The organism is Lysobacter sp. Root690, from assembly GCF_001427785.1.
Taxonomy (GTDB): domain Bacteria; phylum Pseudomonadota; class Gammaproteobacteria; order Xanthomonadales; family Xanthomonadaceae; genus Lysobacter.
The window spans coordinates 384,922-403,314 of the sequence record NZ_LMHM01000011.1 but is presented as its reverse complement, the minus strand read 5'-3'; the positions used below and the strand labels follow the sequence as shown (position 1 = coordinate 403,314).

The following is an 18,393-nucleotide window of genomic DNA, read 5'->3' as shown; positions in this document are numbered from 1 at the left end:
TACGCCAAATTCTGGGCCGGCATGTGTGCCGAATGGGGAGGTGTCGGGGGCGCTCGGGCGGTCGCTATAGCGCCTGCGTAGTCTACTGCGTTATTTTCCGGCCACGTAGCCAGGACGCGGCGTTGCGCCATGGCCGTACCCACGTCGCGGTACCGGGCCCGATCTTCGATTTCGATGAACGCAAGGAGCGAGTGGTGGGGAAAATCACCAGGATCGAGCACAAACCCGAGCGGGAAAGGTATTGGATATACGTCGACGGCAATTACTGCTGCAGCATCCGCGAGCGGACCTTTCCGGCCATGCAGCTGTCGCTCGGGATGGCCGTCACCTGCGATGAATTGATCGAGCGCGAGACGTTTTTCTGGAAACACCACTACGATCAGGCCGCCTGGAAGAAGGAAGCGGTGCGGCTCGGCAAGGTCAAGGCCTTGATCGATGGCGTCGATCCGCGTGCCGCGGCTCAGGTCGTGGGGTTCGGCGCGGGCAGCACCGAGTTCATAGCCGAGCATCCGAAACAGGCCGGGCGGCCCGACATCGAAGTGGTCAGCACGGATGGGCATCATCAAACCTTGCTTGCGGTCGAAGTGACCGGCACCGAGCAGATGCGCGGCGCGACCTATTGGGTCCGGCCCGACAAGCTCGATTACGTGCGGGCGCATCCGCAGCAGGAGGTCTGGCTGATCCTCCACTATGCCGAGCCGCAAGAGCGGTTCGTGTTCATTCGGCCGTCAAAAGACCAGCACTACCGTCCCGTCGAAAAGATGATTCGCGGCGCCAAGGAGCGGTATGTGGAGTTCACCGACGACAGTCCGGAGGTCGTGTCGTTCGAGCTGTTCAAGCGAAGCGTGATCGAGAAAATCAACACTGCGGCGGGATGATCGCGCAGTGCATCGGCGACCTGGCCGGCGTCGCCGCCGCGCCGCGCCGCGACGGGCGGCAGGGGAAATCCTCGCGGCCGCGCGCGAGCGCGCCGCCGGTGTCGCGACGAGGCGATCGCCGCGGCATCCGCGTTACCGCGCGCCCGCTCCCCGGAGCGGGCGCACAGCCTGTCAGTACTGGAGCAGGGAATCTTCCCAGTTGCGATCGCTCGACCGCACCGTCGCGGCGTAGGTCATGGTGTAGCTGCCGTCCCACGGGTCGTTGAAGTACACGTAGTTGCCTGAGTAGCCGGTCACCACCACGTCGTGCGCGCCGCCGCTGCTCCAGCGCCAGGACATGATGAAGGGCTTGTTGGCGTTGATGCGCGACTGCAGGCTGGCCTGGGTCAGCGAGCCGTTTTGCTGATAGAAGCGCTGGCTACCCCAGAAATAATTCATCGAATCGTCGACGTAGTAGTTCCAATTGCCCTGGTTGGCGTTGCTGTTCCAGTAGAAGGTGTTGTTGCCGCAGGCGTAGTTGATGCGGAACGACTGGTTCACCATCGTGCATTGCGCGACCCACTTGCCGTGGTACTGCAAGATCATCGAGGCCGACGCGGCCCAACACCAGTTGCTGTGTTCCTGCGTGTACAAGGGCACGTTCAACACGCCGGCCGATGCCGTGCCGACCGCGGTCAACGCCAGCAGCAGGGCGGTGGACAGTTTCTTCTTGAAATTCATTGGATGGCTCCGGGTTCGTTCGGTCGGTCAGCGCTGGCCGCGCTGCAGGTTGCCGCGCACGGCGGTTTGCAAGGCAGGCAACAGACTCTCGCTGCTCAGCGCCTGGTTCTTCGCCGAGGTGGCCGAGATCGACAGGGCGTGCTGCGCCGAGCGCATCGGCAGGAACCGCGAGCCACCGCCCGCGCCGCGCACTTCGACCAAGTCCGAGGTCGCCTGGTAGATGCGCACGAAGCGGAACGAACCGTCGCCGGTCATCGGCGCGGTCGCGGCGAGGTCGGCGGCGAGGTTGGAGGAACCGGCGCCGATCACCTGCCAAGCGCCGTCGACCTTGGCCACGTCGAGCAAGGCGACCGGCTTGCCGTCGGCGAGGATGAAGAACTTCCACGCGTCGGTGCCGCGCGCGATGCGGCTGAGATCGGCGTCGCGGGTGGCGTACATCAACGCCGCCGGATCGATGGTGTTGACCTCGAAGCCGACGCCGACCGAGAGCGTTCGCAGGTCGCCGTAGGTCGCCACCGGGATAGGAAAGCCGCTGGGCAGCTTGGCGCTGGCGACGTGGCCGCGGGCCATTTCGAGGGTCATGGCGCGCAGTCCGCGTTCGGCCGCCAGGCGCAGGCTGAGGTTGGATTGATCGCGCAACGCGATCTTGCCGACGGACGCCGGGGTCTGGGCGGACGCGGGCAGGGCGCTGGCGGCGACGATCAGCCCCAAGGCCATCGCCGGCGCCAACAGGGCGTGGTGCATGTAACCGGTTTTCATCTATTGACACTCCCGAGTGTGATTCTTGTGCGGCGCAACACTGCGACGCAGACGTTCGGTGCGCATCGTCGGGCCCTCCCCGAGTCACGAATCGATCCCGTCTTGTTGAATCACCCGGTCTGAGCGGGAATTCCGCCACCGTTCGGTGCTTGCTGCATTGCATCACTAAAATCTGTGACTAACGTTTGCTTTTTGAGCATGCAGGCGGCAAGAATTCGGCCATCAGGTTTGTGCCAAATGGCACCGTGAGTACACGCGATGCGGCAGTAGGCGGCGAACCACGGGGCGGCCGTCGCGGCATGTGAAGGACCCCATGCCATCGCTCGCGCCACATCCAGCGAGGCGCTTCAACCATGGGCGAAATCACCGTACTGCTCGGGCAGGCGCGCGGCGGCGACGCGGCCGCCTGGGACCGGGTGGTGCATCTTCTGTATGCCGATCTCAAGCGTCTGGCGCGCCGGGCATGCTGGGGTTCAGGAGGGCAGGACGTGACCGCGCTGGTGCACGACTGCTACCTGCGCCTGGATCGATCCGGCGCCGACGCGATCCACAGCGGCGCGCACTTTCTCTCGATCGCCTCGATGGCCATGCGCCAACTGATGATCAACCACGCGCGCGATCACATCGCGCACAAGCGCGGCGGCGCGCAGTCGCACACCACCTTGGGCAAGGCCGACCTCGACGCCTCGCGGGCGGCGTATTCGGAGGCCGAGGAACTGCTGATCATCGATGCGGCGCTCAAGCGACTGGGTCATACCGACGCGCGTCTGGTGCGGGTGGTGGAATGCCGGCTGTTCGCCGGCCTCAGCGATGAAGAGACCGCGACCGCGCTGGGTCTGCCGTTGCGCACCGCGCAGCGGCTGTGGCGGCAGGCGCGCGAGCGCTTGCGCGAGTTGGTCGACGACGAAGCGGCCTGAGCCGGCCGCATGTCCTTGCGCGATCGCCTGCTGGAACCGCAAGGGCTGCTGCGTGGCGCACTGTTTCGCGATCTGCTGCGCACGCGCTTCGCCGAGCAGGCGCTGCATCGCGACGATCGCATCGGCGTGTGGCGGATCGTGCGCGAGCTCGGCCGCGGCGGCATGGGCCTGGTGTACCTGGCCGAGCGCGGCGACGGCGAGTTCGATCAACGCGTCGCGCTCAAGCTGCTGCCGGACGCGGCGACCTCGCCCGACAGCGAGGCGCTGTTCCGGCGCGAGCGCCAGTTCCTGGCCGGCCTGTCGCATCCCAACATCGCCCGGCTGGTCGACGGCGGGCATACCGACGATGGCCATCTGTGGTTCGCGATGGAGTATGTGGAAGGCTTGCCGATCGACCTGCATGCGCGCACCGCCGCGCTGGACGAACGCGCGCGCGTCGCGCTGCTGCTGCCGGTGCTGGAGGCGGTCGAATTCGCCCACGGCCGGCTGCTGATCCACCGCGACATCAAACCGGGCAATGTGCTGGTCGACTCGCGGGGGCAGGCCAAGCTGCTGGATTTCGGCATCGCCGGACTGGCCCAGGAAAGCGATCAGGTCAGCGCGTTCACGCCGGACTACGCCAGTCCCGAGCAACGCGAGCTGCAGCCGGTGGGCACCGCGTCCGACGTGTGGCAGCTCGGCCGCCTGCTCGATGCGGTGCTGCGGGCGGGCACGCTCGCCGCGCCGTCGCGCGACCTGCAGGCGATCGTGGCCATGGCGACGAGGGACGATCCGGGTTCGCGCTATCAGACCGCGACCGCCTTCAAACACGAGTTGATGCGCTACCTGCAACGCAGGCCGGTGCATGCGCGTCAGGGCGGCGCGGCTTATCGCCTGCGCCGGCTGGTGCGGCGTCATCGGCTGGGCGCGGCCGCCGTTGCGCTGACCGCGTCGACCCTGGCGGCGCTGACGATCGGGTTCGTGATGCATTCGGCGGTCGAGCAACAGCGCCTGAGCCAGGCACGCGATGAAACCGCAGCGATCAACCGGTTTCTGAGCGAGGACATCCTCGGCGCCAGCGACCCGTTCGAAGGCCCGGGCGACCACAGGACGATGGCCGATCAACTGGAACTCAGCGTGCAACAGGCGCAGGCGCGTTTCCACGATCATCCCCGCATCGCCGGCCAGATCGTCGGCGCGCTCGGCAAGAGCCTGCTGTCGCGCGGTCGCTACGCCGCGGCCGCGGCCGCCGCCGATCGCGCCATCGCCTTGCTCCGTGCCTCGGGCGCCGACGCGCGCGGCACCGCGGACGCACGCCTGCTGCGCGCGACAGCGGACATGTACCGCGGCCTGCCGGATCAGGCGCAGCGCAGGCTGGACGAATTGCAGGCGCAGTTTCCGTATCGCGCCGACACCGGCTCGCCGTTGGAATGGCAACTGCAGATCGCGCGCGGCTGGAACGCGATGCTGCGCAATCGCCTGGGCGAATGCATGGACATTCATGCGCTCATCCTGGCGCGTCCGGGCGCGGTGGGCGACGGCGACCTCGGCGATGCCTACAACAGCCTGAGCCTGTGCCAGTCCGCGGCGGGCCGACCCGCGCAGGCCCTGGCCAGCGCGCGCCGGGCCGAACGCCTGGCTATCGCCGCCTACGGCGCCGGCAGCGGCAATGCGGCGATCGCGCGCATCCGCAGCGCCGTGGCGTTGAGCGGACTGGGCCGGCATCGCGAGGCCACGCAGGGGTTCCGGCGCGAAGTCGAAACCCTGATCGGGCTGCTCGGCGAGTATCACGGCACCACCGCGACCTACATGGACCACTTGGGCCTGCTGTACCTGTGCGGTGCGGACAACGCCAACGGCGTGACCTGGACCGGGCGTGGCCTGCGCGCGCGCGCGCGGGTGTTCGGGCCGCGCCATTCCTGGACGATCGGCGTGCGGGCGCAGTACGCCGTGGCGCTGCTGCGCAACGGCCAGGCCGATCTGGCCCGGCCGCTCGTCGCCGAGGTCGAGCGCCTGCAGGGGCAGGTGGACGATCCCGGTTCGCAGGTCGCGATGTATCGCGGCCTGGGCGAATGGCATCTGCGCAGCGGCGAATTCGAACGATCGATCGGCTACTACCGCGCGGCGCGCGCGCTCGCCGCGCGGCCGGGCATGCAGGTGCGCTGGAACCTGCATGCGATCGACGCCGGCCTGGCGCTGGCGTTGTCGCGCGCGGGCCACCGGGATCGGGCGCGCGAAGCGTACGCGTACTACGCCGGCAGCGCGCGCTACGACAACCGCTGCATCAGCCCGTTGCGGCAGGAGGCCGACGCGGACGCGCCGCGGTACCTGCGCTGATCGCGCGCGGCGGGTTTCGAAACGCAGCGGGTCTTCCCCGCGTTCGGCCGTGTGGATGCCAGCGGCGATGCGTCGGCGGCAGTGCGCAGGCGCGAAGGAACGCAGGGGCGCCGCAACGCGGGCCGTGGCCCCGCTGACGCGTCGTGCCGCCCGCGCGGTTTGCCGACGCGAATGCGAAAACGTGATGCAGCCCCCCGTCGCTGCTGCAGCGCACATTGCGTGCCGCCGGAACCGTACGCTAGCGTCCGGGGGGCGATGGCAGGGGGAGCGATGCCGGAACGTGTGGGCGTCCTCGCCGTCAGTCGGACTTCGCTGTTTCGTCGCATCACTTTCGTCGGACCACCTTCTCATCGGACACCAGCAGGTGTCCGCAGCGCACATCATCTCGAAGGGGAATTAAGGATGAAGACTCTGTTCCGCAACAAGGCGGGGCGGTTGCTTTCGGCTGTGGCGCTGATCGCGCTCGCGGCCCCCGCGATGGCCAATACCCTCAATCAGAACGTGTCGTGGACCATCGACCGGTCCGGCACCACCGCCAAATATCGGACCGTCGCCTATGGCGATTCGATCTTCGCCGGCTACAACGGCTCGATCAGCAACGCGGGCAAATACTCGGCGCCGACGGTGGACGCCGAATACCTGTCGGCGCGCTGGAACGCCGATATCGAAAGCGTGCGTCGCGCCAAGTCCGGCGCGGTGGCGCGCGATGTCTACGAAAACAAGATCGTGGCCGAGCGTTCCTACATGCAGGCCGCGTCGACCCGGGTGGTGAGCTTCGAGATGTGCGGCAACGACGGCCTGCAGGCGCGTTCGGCGTTCAAGTCGCAGACCGGCACCTGCGACTACAGCGGGCTGGATGCGGCGATCAATTCGTGCAAGACCTACGTGGCCGCGGCGATGGATTACATCAACACCAACGCGCACGCCAACACCCGGCTCAAGGTGATTTCGAATCTGCACTATCCCGGCTACAACACTGACAACGTGCAGAGCGCCTGCCGCGACGCCGGCACCGGCCAGACCGTGAACATGCGCGACCGCTTCCTGCCCGCGATCGCCAAGATGAACTACTGGATGTGCGAATACGCCCGCCAGAAGGGCTTCAAGTGCGCCGACAGCTTCGCCCAGTACATGGCCGCGGATTACGACAGCAACGGCGACGGCCTGATCGACTCCGACGCGCTGCGCTATGTGTCCGGGGAAAGCGAGGCCAGCTACATCACCCGGACCTCGGTGACCCTGCGCTCGACCTTGCGCGATGCGAACACCAAGTTCGTTTCCTCGTCGAGTTCGTTCGATTACATCCAGTCCGATGACACCCATCCGACCTACACCGGCGGCACCGTGTCGGCGGGTCTGTGGGGTGGCACCACCGGCACCGGCGCGCCGCGCTATTCCAGCTTCAGCAACGGCCGCAGCCCGATCTGGAACCAGTACGGGCACGAGCGCATGGGTTGGGCGTTGTCGGTGTATCAGCCGACCAATCCCTGATCGCGAGTCCGGCGGACTAAACGACCGTGTCCAAGCGCAGTAATCCGCATGCCCCGTCGTCCCGAGCGGACGGCGAGGGCATGCGTGTGATCGCGAAACCCGCCACTCGCGGCAGCAGATTGCCGTGGGTGATGGGTGTCGGCGTGGTCGCGCTCTCCGTTGCGTTGGTCGGGTGGTGGTGTCTGCGCGAGCCTGGGCACGACACGAGTAACGTCGTCTCGAGTTTCGGTACGGATCGCGACGCGATGGCCACCGCGATGGACGACCGATCCGCATCCACCCATCCCGCAGGACGAATCGCATCGCCGCAGCAAGCGCAGGACATGCCGAGCAACGATCCCGACGATCTCGCCAGCTACTTCCAGCCCGGCGATCCGGAACCCACCGGCGCGCAGGTCATCGAGGCATTGCAACAGGCCGGCGTGCGCACCGGCCTGGGTGCGTTCAATCCGCCCGGTACCAGCCCTCCGCTGGTCGGGCTGGCGGTGCCGGAAGGTTATGAACTGCCGCGAGGTTATGTGCGCCATCATCAGGTGACCGACGAGGGCGTTCCGATCGAACCAATTCTGATGTTCTCGCCCGACTTCACTTTGCACGACGCGCAGGGCCGGCCGATCGCGATGCCGGCCGACCGGGTGGTGCCGCCGGAACTCGCACCGCCCGGCATGCCGCGACGGCAGATCCAGATTCCCCCGCGCTGATTTCCCGCGCTCACCCCGCGACACGGAGTGTTCGACTTGACCCATGAGCGGTTGTCCCGCTGGCGTAGCCTCGCCGGCATTCTCGCCACCGCCGTGTTGCTCGGCTTGTACGCGCTCGGTGGCCTGGCCTGGATTTTGGGTTTCGTCGCGCTGGTGCCGTGGTTGCTGGTACTTAACACCGACAGGACGACGCCGCGGGCGCTGGCGAATGCCGCGCTGATGAGCGTCGCCTTCGTGGCGGCGGTTTTCTATTGGTTCGGCGCGGCGATCGGTGCCTACACCGGCGTGGGCGCATCGACGGCGACGGTGGTACTGCTCGTATTTGCGCCGTTGGTGCAGCCGCAATTCATCGCCTTCGCGTTGGTGCGTCAATGGGCCGGACGCCGTTACGGGCCGGTGCTGCGCGCGCTGGCCGCGACCTGCGCGTGGGTCGCCTGCGAATGGCTGGTGGCCAAGCCTTTGGGCGATACCCTGGGACATGGCGTGTTTCCGTCGGCGGTGCTGCGTCAGGTCGCCGATCTCGGCGGCGCGGCGGGCATCACCGCGCTGCTGCTGCTGGTCAACGAGGCGATCGCGTTCGCCATCGTCGAATATCGCGGCCGAGGTGCAGATCGCAGCATGCGCGTGCTGCTGCGGCCGCTCGCGCTGGCGATCGGCATCGTCGCGTGCATGGCCGGTTACGGCGCGGTGCGCCGAGCGGCCTTGCAGGCGCCCGCGCTCGCCGACGCGCCGACGCTGCGCGTGGCGATGGTCCAGGCCAACATTACCGACTACGAGCGGCTGCGCAAGAAAATCGGCGCGTACGGCGTGGTCCGGCAGGTGCTCGACACCCATTACGCGCTGTCGTGGTCGGCGATCCGCGACCACCAGGCGGACGTGCTGCTGTGGTCGGAAACTGTGTATCCCACCACCTTCGGCCACCCGCGCAGCGAGGACGGCGCGGCGCTGGATCGCGAGATCCAGGGCTTCGTCGATACGGCCGGCGTGCCGCTGGTGTTCGGTACCTACGATCGCGACGCGCAGGGCGAGTACAACGCGGCCGCGTTTCTCGAACCCGGCAAGGGCCTGCTCGGCGTCTATCGCAAGACCTATCCGTTCCCGCTGACCGAACACGTGCCGCGCTGGCTCGACGGGCCGCGCTTGCGCAGCGTGTTGCCGTGGACCGGCACCTGGAGCCCGGGCGACGGCGCGCGCGTGCTGCCGTTGCGCAGCGCGGACGGGCGCGAGGTCAACGTGGTGCCGCTGATCTGCCTGGACGATGTGCATCCCGATCTGGCCATCGACGGCGCGCGGCTCGGCGCGCAGGCCATCGTCGGTATCTCCAACGATTCGTGGTTCACCGCGTATCCGGTCGGCGCGCGCCTGCATCTGGCGGTCGCGGCGTTCCGCAGCATCGAAACGCGATTGCCGCAGGTGCGCGTCACCACCAACGGCTTCAGCGCGATCATCGACGACACCGGCGAGGTGCTAGCGAACACCGCGATCGGCGATCAGGCTGTGCTGACGGCGTTCGTCAGCGCGCGCGATCCGTCGCCGACTTTAATGGTGCGTTGGGGCGATTGGGTCGGGCGCGCGGGCGCGGTGTTTCTGCTCGGGTTAGCCGCGCTGGCAGCGTGGCAGTCATTACGTCGTCGCGCCGCTACCGCGCCGCAGGTGGAAGCGGTCATCACGGTGGTGATGCTTACGCCGCCGTGGCGTGCAGTGATCGGCGCGCTGCGGCTATGCGCGGGCGCGGGACTGTTGTGGCTGGCCTTCGACATGCTGACGCGCACGGGCCTGCAGATTCAGTCCTTGTCGCAGCTGTGGCTGTTCGCCGCGGCGGTGCTGGCGCCGGCCGTGGCCGCGTGGGTAATCGAGCGAGCGTTCGTCGCACAAGCACGCGTCGAAGGTTCGCTGCTGGTCTTGGATCAACGCCGACGACGGATCGAACTTCCGCTGGCGTCGATCGACGCATTGCGGCCCTGGCGCATTCCGCTGCCGGGCAGTGGCGTCGATGTGCGCTTATCCGCGGGGCCATGGTGGACGTGGAGTCTGGCATCGACCCGCCCGCGGGCATTGCAGCGCCTGTTGGCTTCGACCGGCACGCCGGTCCGGCTGGAAGGCGGCGTCGCGAACGGACTGGCCGATCTGGCCCAGAACCGCGCCGATGCACGCCGACGCCGGTTCGATCATCCGCTGGTGAAATTCGGCCTGTTCGCGCTGCTGCTGGCACTGATCGCATTCCGCCTGCACCAGATCATCGCCTTCGGCGGCGTGTTCGGCGAGTACTACAGCTATGGGCTCGGCGCGTATCTCACCGGCTTGCTGATCTGGTGGGCGTCGTGGTCGATCGGTTTGATGCTGTTCGCCGCGGTGCTGCGGATCGCGATCGAAACCGTCGTCATGCTGGCCATCGCGTTGCGCACCGCGCATGCGGCCGCGGTGCGCGATGCAATGGAATGGCTGGGGCGTCTCGCGTTCTATCTCGGTGTGCCGGCGTGGCTGGCGATGCGCTTGCTGGCTGCCGGATGAAAGCGCGGATGCCGCGTTACCACGCTGACGCTGACGCCCTGGCTACGTCGTCGCATATCGGACAAGAATCATCGCATTAGCCGACCGCGCGGCAGCAATTCCTGCAGCTTGCGTCACAGCAATCAGCGCGGTGGTTTCGACAGCATCAATTGCTTGTGCCTGGCAGCGTTCGCCGCGGCCTCGTAGCCCTTGGCCTCATAGGTTTCGGCCAGGCTGTCCCAGGCGTTGGCGGACTTTGGAAACAGCACGGTGTTGAGAATGAACACGCGCAGAGCGGTGTCGGCACCGTGGGTTTCGCGCAAGGCGTAACCGGTGTTGTTGATCGTTCGCTCGAGCTGTTGCCGGTCCACGCTGCGATCGGCGCGCAAGGTTTTGGCGAAGGCTTGTTTCTGCTTGTCGTCCGTCGCGCGCAGCGCGAACGCGGCAATCCTGTCGGCCAGGGCCTGCGTCGGGAAGCGCTGCGGCGCCAGCACGCCCATCAGGTCGTCGACCAGGGTGCGCGACCAGACGTTGCGGGCGCTGCCGTTGGTCAGGTAGACGACGGTGTAAACGTCGTGGTCGAGCGAATCGCCGAACAGGATCCGCGCGCGCACCACGGTGCCGCCGTCGTGGCCGACGTCGCGGTAGTGGCCGCTGTCGCCGCTCTCCCAGCCACTGAGGAATTCGCCGCGTTGGCCGCCCGGCAGCGTCTGCGGTTGCCACAACTTCATCAGCGAGGTCTTCGATACCAACTCGCCGGCCGCGACCGCGCGCAGGAACGCCGACAGATCGCCGCGGCTCATGTACAGCGCGCTGTGGCCCAGTGCATACGCGGGCCAGACCACATCCGGCATCGGCTGCGCTTTGCCGTCCTGGCCGCGATAAGCGGCGACCACGCCGCGCGCGGGCAGGCCGTCGCGGCCCAGCCAGGTGCGTTGCAACTGCAGCGGGACGAGGATGCGTTCGCGCGCGATCCGCGTGTAAGGCTGGCCGTAGTGGGTTTCCAGCAACTGCGTGAGCACCAGGTAATTGGTCTGGGTGTAGCGCGTGCGAGTGCCGGGCGCGAACTGCATCGGTCGGGCGGCGGCGACGGCCAGGGCCGCCGGCAGGCTCGCGGGAAAGGACGCGTTGGCTTCGGCGGTGCCGGCCATCTGTTCGGGCGTGTAGTACTCGGCCACGCCGGAGGTGTGATTGAGGAACTGGCGCACGCTGATGGCGTTCCAGCTTGCAGGCAGGTCGCGCAGGTACGCGCTCGCGGGCCGGTCCAGGTCGATCTTGCCTTGTTCGACCAATTGCATGAGCAAGGTCGAGACGAACAGTTTGGCGACCGAGTACACCGGGAAGATGTCGTCCGCGGTCACGCGTTGGCCGTTGCCGAGGTCGGACGCGCCGTACACGCCCTGGAACACTGGCTTGCCGTCGTGGCTGACTTCGACGGACTGGCCGACGATGCCGTAGCGCTGCGATTCGATCCGCAGCTGATGCCGCAGGCGGTCGGCGGGATCGGGCCGGACCGTGGCATTCAACAAGCCCGGCGCGAGAGCGAGCAGGCAGAGCAGGGCGTGGCAGAGGCGTCGATTCATTGCGGTGCGGCTCGAAGGTGTTGATTGAAGGGCGGTGTACTGCGGCCATCGAGCGTGCGCGAAATCCAGGCGCGAACCGGCCGGGACGCATGGTAGTCGATGTCGCGTCACGGTCGATCCGTCGCACCTGGGTTTAGGCGGGTCGGTTGCGGCGATAAACGCGCGCGCAAGCCGCGACGCTCCGATTGTGCGGACTTCCGCGTCCCAGCCGGGCAAGCGCGACTATTCCGGCGCGGCGCGCCGGTGCGAGCATCGGCGAGGCCTGCCAACTTCGCCGCTGGAGCTTCGATGAACCTCACCGCCCGCATGTTGCGCCGCAAGTCCGTCGAGCAATTGCAACGCGAGGCGTTGACCCGCGGCGAGCTGCGCCGGGTATTGGGGCTGTGGCATCTGACCGCGATCGGGCTCGGCGGGATCATCGGCGTGGGCATCTTCGTGCTGACCGGCACGGTCGCGGCCGATACCGCCGGGCCGGCGGTGGTGCTGTCGTTCGTGCTGGCCGGCATCGCCAGCGCCGCGGCGGCGCTGTGCTACGCCGAGTTCGCCGGGTTGATTCCGGTGTCGGGCAGCGCCTACACCTACGGCTACGCGGTGCTCGGCGAGTTCGCCGGTTGGTTGATCGGCTGGGATCTGCTGCTGGAGTTCGCGCTGATCGCGGCGGTGGTCGCGGTGGGCTGGTCCGGCTACGTGCAGGCCCTGCTCGACGCCGCCGGGATAGCGCTGCCGCTGTGGGCGCAGGGCGGCTGGTTCGGCGGCAAGGCCGGGCAGGTGGTGAATGTGCCGGCGGTGTTCGTGTCGCTGGCGATCACCGCGCTGCTGGCATTCAAGACCGAATGGGGCGCGCGCTTCAATACCGTGGTGGTGGCGATCAAGATCGGCGCGGCGGTGCTGATCATCGTCGCCGGGGTGGCCTATGTGGATCCGGCGCGCTGGCAGCCGTTCATGCCGTTCGGCGTGCACGGCGTGGTGGCCGGCGCCTCGATCGTCTTCTTCGCGGTGTTCGGTTACGAAATGATGACCACCGCCGCCGAAGAAGCGATCGACCCGCAACGCGACCTGCCGCGCGCGGTGGTGCTGTCGCTGGCGATCGCGATGACCCTGTACATCGCCATCTGCCTGGTGCTGACCGGGATCGTGTCCTACACCACCCTCGGCAACGATGCGCCGGTCGCCAACGCGTTCGCGGCGATCGGCATGCCCAAGGTGATGGTGGCGATTTCGCTGGCTTCGATCTGCGGTATCACCAGCGTGATATTCGCCAATCTGCTGGCCGGCGCGCGGATCTGGTTCGCGCTGTCGCGCGACGGGCTGCTGCCGGGCTGGTTCGGAAAGGCGCATCCGCGCTGGCGCACGCCGTGGCGCACGACTTGGCTGATCGGCGCGGTCGCGGCGGTGGCGGCCGGGCTGTTTTCGCTGGAGGAACTGGCCAAGCTGGTGAATATCGGGGTGCTGTGCGCGTTCGTGGTGATCTGCAGCGCGGTGCTGGTGTTGCGTTACCGCTCGCCGGAACTGCCGCGGCCGTTCCGCACCCCGTGGTCGCCGCTGGTGCCGCTGATCGGTATCGGGTTCTCGCTGTGGCTGATCAGCGGATTGCCGTATCTCACCTTCGAGCGGTTCGCGATCTGGCTGCTGATCGGCTGCGCGGTGTACTTCGGTTATGGCATTCGCCACAGCAAGCTGGCGCGGGACGCGGCCGAGCAGGCGTAAGCCGTCTTGGTGGCGTCGCCTGAGCGCGTCGCCGCCGCGGCTCAGCGCTGGCCGCGCGCGCTGTTGCCGGGCTCGGGCGTGGCCGCCGCGCGCGCCGGCTCGGTCTCGGCGACCTCGGTTGCGGGCTTGGCCTGGATGACCTTCAGGCCGGCCGCCTTGGCCGGTATCGCATGCGCCTTCGGCAATTCGAGCGCGGGCGGGTTGGCCACGATCGGCGGGATGCGCGTCTGGTCGGGCACGCAGGCGTGATAGGTAGGCAGGAACGCGGCCGCGAGCACACAGGCGCCGGCGATCAACGCAGCCGCTGTCGGAGGCGTAAGCGCTACGCCGAGTGTCGTTTTCATGAAGTCCCGAATCAATCTGCCGCACACGGCGGCGGTGCGCGCGAAGGCGCTAATCGTTATGTGGTGCGTACCGCGGGTGCTGCCGACCGGGCGAACCGGTCTGTCCGGCGCCGTCCTGGCGCTAACTCGGTCACGATGCGTCGCGGCATTGCACGATACCGCAGCGTCCGGCGCTAGCTAGTGGTGACCCTAGCAAGGTCTGGGCCGTGACGCTGTAACCAAAATTGTGAATTTGTATTTTTGCGTGACGCAGGTCCATATCTGAGGCCCGGCGCCGGGTCCCGCCGGTCTCGCTGCGATACCCATCCCGGATCGCGTTGGCGGGCCCAGTGGATTCTATGGTCCTGTTTACGTCGTGTGGAGCCACCGTGCCGACTCACCGACTGCGGCCGCGGCGCGGGGCCGTGAAATCGGCCCGGAACGATGGCGAAAGCAGCATTCCGGACCGGTCGACTCGCCAACGCACTCTGGGCCGGAGTCGATCTGGGCCTGGTTTAATCTGGACCATCGCATCCGAAATCCCTTCATTTCAGCCATTGTTTCACCTGGTCAATCAAGGGATCGGTCAAGCGCAGCGCGCGGTTGTTGTTCTGGCCCGTATCGTCACCGCGGATATGCACACCGACCGCGTACGCCCGTTTGTTCCTCATCAAGAACAAGGGTGAGCCGCTTTGGCCGCCACCGGTATCAATGGCATGTCGCAGATAGGCGTCGTCAAAGATCACGCCTGGGCAGACGTGGCAGTACAACAAGCTTCCATTGCCCCGATCTGTCGGATAGCCCGCTATGGCGAAGTTATCGCCCGCTTCGCTTTCGGCCAGCCGTTGCGTTCCGAAATGCCCAAGCGAGCCCGATGGAGTCTTGTTCAAGCGGATAAAGCCCAGATCCGAGCTGTGCTCGCCGGTCTGCTTCCATTTGTTCAATGTGTTCCAGGTCTCCGCGACCAAGCGGATTCCGCTCGCGGTATATACCTCTAGCTGGCTGGCAAGCGAACCGTTTTTGTGGAGGCAATGTCCAGCGGTCAACAAGGTGGAAGGACCAACCAGGAACGCGGTGCCGCTGTTGACTTCTCCGTTGATCACCGAGGCCAACCGCATGATGGTGCGGAATGGATAGATGCCGAGCTGGCCAACCTGCCAGCGATCGTCATCACCAATGACGCTGAACGTATTGAGTTTGTTTTGTCCTTGGCTCGTGGCCGTCGCCAGCAGCTTGAGCGTGGTGTTGGTTTTGTGGGGTCGCGAACTGCGTTTGGGCCGCGATCCGCCGCCGGGCACTGTTTTCTGGTTCATCGATGCCGGCCCTCGTTCAATCGATCACGGTGGTTTGAATATCGCCATTGGCGGAATTGGATTGGTTGTTCAAGACTTTTGTCCGACTCGCCCAAGGTGCGAAACGCTGATTGAGCTGGGTGCGAACCTGCTTGCTTTTGCGCCAGGACACGGCGCCGGTTTCCAGGCTGGTGAGGGTGTAGTCCACGCTGGCCGCCGCCACGTAAGACACCTTGGGCGAGAGGAAGAATAAATTGCTGCGTTTATAGACGGTGCCGCCCTGGTCCATGATCTGTACGGTCAATACATGAGTGGCGCTGTTGTGAGATAGCAGTTGCGCGGCGGTTACCAACAACGGGATCCCACCGTTGTTAGTCGACAGTTCGGTTTTCAGCGCATCGATGCTGTTGACCAGCGAAGCGCCCTGCACCTTCAGGGCGGCGGGCAGCGCCTTCGCGGCGTCTTTGTCCAACTGCAGGCGGATGGATTCACCGATCAACAGCAAATCAGCGTAGTCATCGAGCAAAGCGCTGGCTCGAGGCGCGGCCATTTCCGGTAGGCGCGCGCCCGGACATTGCGCGGCGACCGCCGAACGCAGGGACTGATCCGATAGTTTCACGGTGATGGCTTTGAATTCGGTATCGGTACGGAAATACTTCAGCAGGTCCAGACTCTGGGTAACCAATGACTGGGCGATGGTGAAAGCACCCGCCACCGAGCTTTCGGGCTTGAACGCGTTGCCTTGGGCTCTGGCCGCGGCATTGGCCTTGCGGGCATCCGCCAACCATTTCGCACTGGCGACGTGCAAGCCGGAAATGGTTGATTTGATGGCGCGCGCGGCCAATATTTTGCCGGGCAGGGCAGGATCGTTGCTGACCAGTAACGCATCACAGCCCTGGGCTGGCGCGGTTATCACGGGTAGCAGTTTGTCGATATTGGCCGACAAGGCCCAGTTGGCCAGGAAGGCGGTGTGCTCATCGCCGGTTGTATCGCCGGCCTTCAGTTCAGCGATCTTGGCGACGGGGTACTTGCTATCAAGGACTTTCTTTTCGGCTGCGAGCAGTTTCTCCCGTGCGTCCAGGAGCTTGGTCTGCTCATCGAGGAGCGCGATCCGATCCTGCAGATCTTTGATTCGAGGATCTTGCGCCGCGCCGTCGTCATCGGTGGCGGCCGCGGCCGCTCCCTGCAGATCTTGCATGGTGGTGTTGCCATCGCCGCCGGTGTCGGGAGGCGTTTGCGCGGATGCGCAAGCGCATATTGTCAGCAGAGCCAATGCGGTCATCACTTTCATGGTTTTCCCCCTGGATTGTCGAGCCTGCCGCGCTGCCGCGCTCAGCGATGAACGCGTGGCGGTTTTGCAAGTCCGCGTTATCGATGCACATACCCGATTCGCGGCGAATGAAGCCGCGAATCGTGAAAAACGGATGCATTCGTGCGTTCCGGTGGGATTCCGGCGATCGACGTCCGATGTTTCGATTCGCGCTCCTCGGTCTTAATAACGAGGAAGGATAATCGTGACGGCCATCTGGCGTGATTAAAGAGCGATTGGATGGATATTTTGTGAGGTTTCGTGTCTATATTTTTTCTATTGTGAATTCTGCACGCCTGGTGCCTGGCTTCGCGATATTTCGCTCAGGCTCCAGCAGTACTTGTCAGTTCCCGCCCGGTGCTCACCCGCAGATGGCGCGCGCGGATGCTCATGAACACGATCGCCGCCAGCAAAAGCCCCGCGGCCGCTGCATGGAACAATCCGCCGAATGCGGCGCGGAACAGTTCGCGCGCCGCAGGCGACAAGGCGTGGGCGGCGAGTTCGCTCAGGCTGCGCGCGCCCGAGCCGTCTTGAGCGGTGCCGATGCCCGCTTCGGCCAGGCGCAGCAGGATCAATGCCGAGCCCGCGGTCGCGACCACCGCGGTCCCGAGCGTGCGCACGAAGGCCATCGCGCCGGTGACGCTGCCGAGTTGCCGCGCCGGCGCGGCGTTCTGGGCGACGACGTTGATGATCGCGGTGCTCGGGCCGATGCCGAAACCGACCGCGCCGAGCAGCAGCGATGCGCTCAGCGGCGTCAGCTGCTCGGCGAACAGGCCCATCGCGAACAAGGCCGCGATCGCGATCGGAAAGCCGAGCAGCACCGGCCCCTTGAAGTCGCCGCTGCGCGCGGCGTGGCGGCCGCCGAGCAGGGCGCTGATCGCGCCGCCGACCAGCGCCGGGATCAACAGCAGGCCAGCGTGCGAGGCGCTCAGGCCCAGGCCGATCTGGTAATACGCGGGCATCAGCACCGCGACCGCGATGTAGAAGCCGTAGGTCAACAGGCCGACCAGCAGGGCCGGGCCGATCACCGCATGGCGCAGGAACGTCGGCGGCAGCACCGGATCAGCGACCCGGGTCTGGCGCAGCGCGAACGCGAACCCGACCACCGCGGCGAACGCGAACAGACCCAGCACCTGCGGCGAAGTCCAGGCGTAACGCACGCCGCCCCAGGTCAGCGCGAACAGGAACGCGGTGGTCGCGAGCGCGAACAGCAGCGTGCTCAGGTAATCGATGCGGCCGCTATGGCCGGCGGCGACGAAGGCGCGCATGCCGGGCCAGGCGATGGCCAATGCGAGCAAGCCGATCGGCAGATTGATCCAGAAGATCGCGCGCCAGCCCAGCCAATCGGTCAGCGCGCCGCCGAGCAAGGGACCGATCAACCCGGCCACCGCCCAGACGATGGCGAAGTAGCCGGCGAAGCGGCTGCGATCGCGCGGCCCGGCGATTTCCGCGACCGCTGCCTGGGCGACGATGATCAGGCCGGCGCCGCCGACGCCCTGCAGAGCGCGCGCGGCGACCAGCATCGGCATGCTGGTCGCCAATGCGCACAGCACCGAGCCGAGCAGAAAGCCGCCCATGCACACCAGCAGCATGATCCGGCGACCGTGCAGATCGCCGAGCTTGCCGATCACCGGTGTCGCCGCGGCGCTCGCGAGCAGGTAGGCCGACACCGCCCACCCCATCAGGTCGAAGCGTTGCAGATCGCCCACGATCGCGGGCAAGGCGGTGGCGACGACGGTCTGTTCGATCGCGCCGAGGAACAGGGCCAGCATCAGGCCTGCCAGTACGCGTTTGGAACCACGTGGATTCGCAGACGGTGGGGTGACGGTGGACCGATCAGGATTGGACTGATGAGGGTCAGGTCGATCAAGGCCTGCTTGATCGAAGCCGGCTTTATCGGTGCTGGA

14 protein-coding genes are annotated in these 18,393 nt (G+C 66.5%); 7 read left to right on the top strand and 7 right to left on the bottom strand.

Annotation, left to right across the window (positions count from 1 at the left end; genetic code table 11):
- Positions 1–122: 122 nt before the first annotated feature.
- Positions 123–878 carry a hypothetical protein gene (locus tag ASD86_RS06910; RefSeq protein ID WP_056108604.1) on the top strand — a complete coding sequence of 252 codons (756 nt, stop codon included), beginning with the start codon at positions 123–125 and terminating at the stop codon, positions 876–878.
- Between the two features lie 171 nt (positions 879–1,049).
- On the opposite strand, the gene ASD86_RS06905 is transcribed toward ASD86_RS06910, so the two are convergent.
- Entirely contained in the window at positions 1,050–1,598 is a 549-nt protein-coding gene (locus ASD86_RS06905; RefSeq protein WP_056108602.1) for a C39 family peptidase, read from the bottom strand.
- A 27-nt stretch (positions 1,599–1,625) separates the two neighbouring features.
- Positions 1,626–2,357: a hypothetical protein gene (locus ASD86_RS06900; RefSeq protein ID WP_056108599.1), complete on the bottom strand. Its 732-nt coding sequence runs from the start codon at positions 2,355–2,357 to the stop codon at positions 1,626–1,628.
- Positions 2,358–2,710: 353 nt separating this feature from the next.
- Here ASD86_RS06900 and ASD86_RS06895 point away from each other — a divergent pair, with 353 nt between their 5' ends.
- The 5 genes from ASD86_RS06895 to lnt all read left to right on the top strand — a co-directional run bounded on the left by ASD86_RS06895 (position 2,711) and on the right by lnt (position 10,293).
- On the top strand, positions 2,711–3,274 hold the full coding sequence (locus tag ASD86_RS06895) for an ECF-type sigma factor (RefSeq protein WP_056108596.1): 564 nt from the start codon (positions 2,711–2,713) through the stop codon (positions 3,272–3,274).
- A 9-nt stretch (positions 3,275–3,283) separates the two neighbouring features.
- The gene (locus ASD86_RS06890) at positions 3,284–5,590 is read left to right on the top strand and encodes a serine/threonine-protein kinase (protein ID WP_056108593.1); all 2,307 of its coding nucleotides are present in this window, start codon (positions 3,284–3,286) and stop codon (positions 5,588–5,590) included.
- Positions 5,591–5,992: 402 nt separating this feature from the next.
- A complete protein-coding gene (locus ASD86_RS06885; protein WP_056108590.1) occupies positions 5,993–7,081 on the top strand; it encodes a hypothetical protein in 1,089 nt (362 codons plus the stop codon).
- Positions 7,082–7,161: 80 nt separating this feature from the next.
- Entirely contained in the window at positions 7,162–7,782 is a 621-nt protein-coding gene (locus ASD86_RS26495; RefSeq protein WP_157476258.1) for a hypothetical protein, read from the top strand.
- 51 nt (positions 7,783–7,833) lie between these two features.
- Positions 7,834–10,293, top strand: coding sequence for an apolipoprotein N-acyltransferase (lnt, locus tag ASD86_RS06875; protein ID WP_157476256.1), 2,460 nt, complete (start codon positions 7,834–7,836; stop codon positions 10,291–10,293).
- Between the two features lie 122 nt (positions 10,294–10,415).
- On the opposite strand, the gene ASD86_RS06870 is transcribed toward lnt, so the two are convergent.
- Positions 10,416–11,855, bottom strand: a complete 1,440-nt coding sequence (locus ASD86_RS06870; RefSeq protein WP_056108582.1) for a serine hydrolase domain-containing protein — start codon at positions 11,853–11,855, stop codon at positions 10,416–10,418.
- Positions 11,856–12,143: 288 nt separating this feature from the next.
- Between ASD86_RS06870 and ASD86_RS06865 the strand changes: the two genes are divergently transcribed.
- Positions 12,144–13,562, top strand: a complete 1,419-nt coding sequence (locus ASD86_RS06865; protein WP_056108580.1) for an amino acid permease — start codon at positions 12,144–12,146, stop codon at positions 13,560–13,562.
- A 41-nt stretch (positions 13,563–13,603) separates the two neighbouring features.
- On the opposite strand, the gene ASD86_RS06860 is transcribed toward ASD86_RS06865, so the two are convergent.
- The 4 genes from ASD86_RS06860 to ASD86_RS06845 all read right to left on the bottom strand — a co-directional run bounded on the left by ASD86_RS06860 (position 13,604) and on the right by ASD86_RS06845 (position 18,258).
- Positions 13,604–13,906 carry a hypothetical protein gene (locus ASD86_RS06860; RefSeq protein WP_157476254.1) on the bottom strand — a complete coding sequence of 101 codons (303 nt, stop codon included), beginning with the start codon at positions 13,904–13,906 and terminating at the stop codon, positions 13,604–13,606.
- Between the two features lie 524 nt (positions 13,907–14,430).
- Positions 14,431–15,198 (bottom strand): trypsin-like peptidase domain-containing protein, encoded by a 768-nt coding sequence (locus tag ASD86_RS06855; protein WP_056108574.1) that lies wholly within the window; start codon positions 15,196–15,198, stop codon positions 14,431–14,433.
- 16 nt (positions 15,199–15,214) lie between these two features.
- On the bottom strand, positions 15,215–16,468 hold the full coding sequence (locus ASD86_RS06850) for a hypothetical protein (RefSeq protein ID WP_056108571.1): 1,254 nt from the start codon (positions 16,466–16,468) through the stop codon (positions 15,215–15,217).
- A gap of 341 nt (positions 16,469–16,809) precedes the next feature.
- Entirely contained in the window at positions 16,810–18,258 is a 1,449-nt protein-coding gene (locus ASD86_RS06845) for an MFS transporter (RefSeq protein WP_056108568.1), read from the bottom strand.
- Positions 18,259–18,393: the final 135 nt, after the last annotated feature.